This is a genomic window from Pseudomonas sp. (assembly GCF_049645325.1).
In the GTDB taxonomy this organism is placed as follows: domain Bacteria; phylum Pseudomonadota; class Gammaproteobacteria; order Pseudomonadales; family Pseudomonadaceae; genus Aquipseudomonas.
This window is the reverse complement of record NZ_JBARTQ010000278.1, coordinates 1-2,699: the sequence shown is the minus strand read 5'-3', so window position 1 is coordinate 2,699 and position 2,699 is coordinate 1. Positions and strand designations below refer to the sequence as shown.

At 64.8% G+C, this 2,699-nt stretch carries 2 protein-coding genes and 1 pseudogene; all 3 read right to left on the bottom strand.

The window, feature by feature from the left end; all coding sequences use genetic code 11:
• Positions 1-5: 5 nt before the first annotated feature.
• Positions 6-1,517, bottom strand: a complete 1,512-nt coding sequence (locus WBB95_RS12400) for a sugar ABC transporter ATP-binding protein (RefSeq protein WP_424487864.1) — start codon at positions 1,515-1,517, stop codon at positions 6-8.
• Between the two features lie 15 nt (positions 1,518-1,532).
• A complete protein-coding gene (locus WBB95_RS12395; RefSeq protein WP_032889545.1) occupies positions 1,533-2,465 on the bottom strand; it encodes a sugar ABC transporter substrate-binding protein in 933 nt (310 codons plus the stop codon).
• Between the two features lie 50 nt (positions 2,466-2,515).
• Positions 2,516-2,699: pseudogene (locus tag WBB95_RS12390) on the bottom strand (ABC transporter permease); the annotation flags it as partial.

Here is a 2,699-nt window from a genome sequence, read left to right as displayed (position 1 = left end):
GGCAGTTACGCCGTGGCCATTTCCATCACCGAAACCGGGGTGGCCTCGCCGCGCTCCAGAATCCCCATCTGCCGCCCCCGGCTCATCACCATCACCCGATGGGACAACCCGAGCACTTCATCCAGGTCCGAACTCACCACGATCACCGCCATGCCCTTGGCGGCCAGGTCGGCGATCACTTCATAAATCGCCGCCCGCGCACCCACGTCGATGCCGCGCGTGGGTTCATCAAGGATGAACACCTTGGGGTTGCGCGCCAGCCACTTGGCAATGATCACCTTCTGCTGGTTACCGCCCGACAGGCTGGAAATGCGCGACTGCGGCGCGCCCTTGACGCCAAGCCGCGCCACCGCCGTGCGTGCGAACTCGCGCAGCGCGGCGGGGAACACCCAGCCGTGGGTGTCCAACAGATCCGTGTTGCCATAAATCAGGTTGTCTTCGATCCGGTGTTCCACCACCACGCCTTGTTGCTTGCGGTCTTCGGGCACCAGCACCACACCGGCCTGGATCGCCTCGAACGGCGAGCGCAACTGGCGAACCTCGCCATCGAGCACCATGTGCCCCTTGATGTCCTGGGCCGCACCGGCAATGGTGCGCACCAGCTCGGTGCGCCCGGCGCCGACCACCCCGGCAATGCCGAACACCTCGCCGGCGCGTACGCTGAAGTCGATACCGTGCAAGGCAAATTCTCGGCAACTTAAATCCTTCACCTGCAACATCACCTGCGCCTTGGGCGCCTGCAAGGTCGGGAAAATCCGCTCCAGGCTGCGCCCGACCATCTGCTCCACCAACTCACGCACGGGAACTTGCGCGGTGGCATGCAGGGCTACCTGGCACCCGTCACGCAGCACCAGCACGCGGTCGGCAATGCGCGCGATTTCTTCCAGGCGATGGCTGATATAGATGAACGACACACCTTCGGCCTTGAGCCGCTCGACCTGCTGGAACAGCAACTCGGTTTCTTCCCCGCCCAAGGCGGCGGTGGGTTCGTCGAGAATCAGCAACCGCGCCTTGAGGGTCAGCGCCTTGGCGATTTCCACCAGTTGCTGCGCCGCCACGCTCAGGCCTTCGACCTTGCGTGACGCCGGCACCTTGAGCCCCAGGCGCTCCAGCTGGATCTGCGCCTGGGCCTCGATGTACTCGCGGTCGACCCGCCCGTGACGCATGGGCAGGCGGCCGACGAAGATGTTCTCGGCAATCGACAGTTGCGGCAGCAGGCGGATTTCCTGGTGAATCAGGCCGATCCCGGCGCCCAGCGCTGCCCCCGGTGAGGCGGGCGCATAGGGCTCGCCGAGCCAGGTCATGCTGCCCCCGGCTTCCGGCTGCACCAGCCCGGCGATGATCGACGACAAGGTCGACTTGCCCGCGCCGTTTTCGCCGAGCAACGCCAGCACTTCGCCGGGGCGGATGTCCACGTTGACTTGCGACAACACCTGCACCGGGCCGTAGGCCTTGCTGATGTTGCGCAGGCACAGCACCGTGTCGGCGTGTGCCCTGTCCAGAGCGGCTGCTTGCATGACGACCTCCCAGGTTTACGGGTGCTGTTGCAGGAACGGCGCGACGTTTTCTTTGGTGGTCAGCACGGTCGGCAGCAGTTGCTCTTTGGGCACGGCTTTACCGGCCTTCAGGTCAATCGCCGAGGCCACGGCCAGGCGCCCCATTTTCTGGGTTTGCTGGGTCATGGTCGCGTTCAGCACGCCGCTTTCCACGGCCTTGAGCCCGGCCACGTCGCCGTCAAAACCGACCACCACGACTTTATGATCGAGGTTGCCGACCTTCACCGCTTGGGCAGCGCCCAGGGCCATGGCATCGGCGCGGCCAAAGAACACGGTGATGTTCGGGTCACGCTGGAGCAGGTCCTGGGCCACGGCGAAGCCTTTGTCCTGGGCCCATTCGGCCGGTTGCTGGGCGACCACCTTGAGGTCCGGGAAAGCCTTCAACCCTTCTTCGAAGCCCTTGGCGCGATCGTTTTCAGGCGTGGTGCCGAGCTGGCCTTGCAGGATCGCGATGCGGCCTTTGCCGTCGGTGATCTTGCCCACGTACTCAGCCAGGGTCTTGGCGCCGGCCACGCTGTCGCTGGCGATAAAGGTATCGCCCGGCGCGTCGGGAGCGTTGCGGTCCACGGCGATCACCGGAATACCCGCGGCCTTGGCGGCTTTCACCGGCACACCGGCAGCGGTAGCACCGGCCGGGATGTAGATCAGCACGTCGATCTGGCGGGTGATCAGGTCTTCAATCTGGCTGACCTGGGTGGAGGAGTTGCCCTGGGCGTCCACGGTGATCACCTTGATCCCCTTGGCCTTGCCCTCGGCCTCGACCGATTGCTTGATCTGGTTGAAAAAGTCGGCCTGCAGGTTGGCCACGGCCAGGCCGATGGTCAGGTCCTTGGCCCAGGTGGTGCCGGCGGCAGTGAGGGTCGCGGCAGCGAGCGCGGTGGCAATCAGCAGTTTCTTGGGGCTGAACATGTCGGTGACTCCTGGTTTTATTGTTGGAGGGTGTCAACTGTCGAACAGGTTTAACGGGCAGTGCTGGAACGGCGTCGCAGGGTGTCGATGGTCACGGCGAGGGCGATGACCACGCCGATCACCACTTGTTGAATGAATGGCGAGACGCCGAGCAGGTTGAGGCCATTGCGCAGCACGCCGATGATCAGCACCCCGACGAGGGTGCCACCGATGCTGCCGACGCCGCCGCTGAGG

Bases quoted from the DNA above. Each gene is read 5' to 3' on its own strand.
- WBB95_RS12400 (WP_424487864.1), bottom strand. From the start codon at position 1,517: ATGCAAGCAGCCGCTCTGGACAGGGCACACGCCGACACGGTGCTGTGC.
- WBB95_RS12395 (WP_032889545.1), bottom strand. From the start codon at position 2,465: ATGTTCAGCCCCAAGAAACTGCTGATTGCCACCGCGCTCGCTGCCGCG.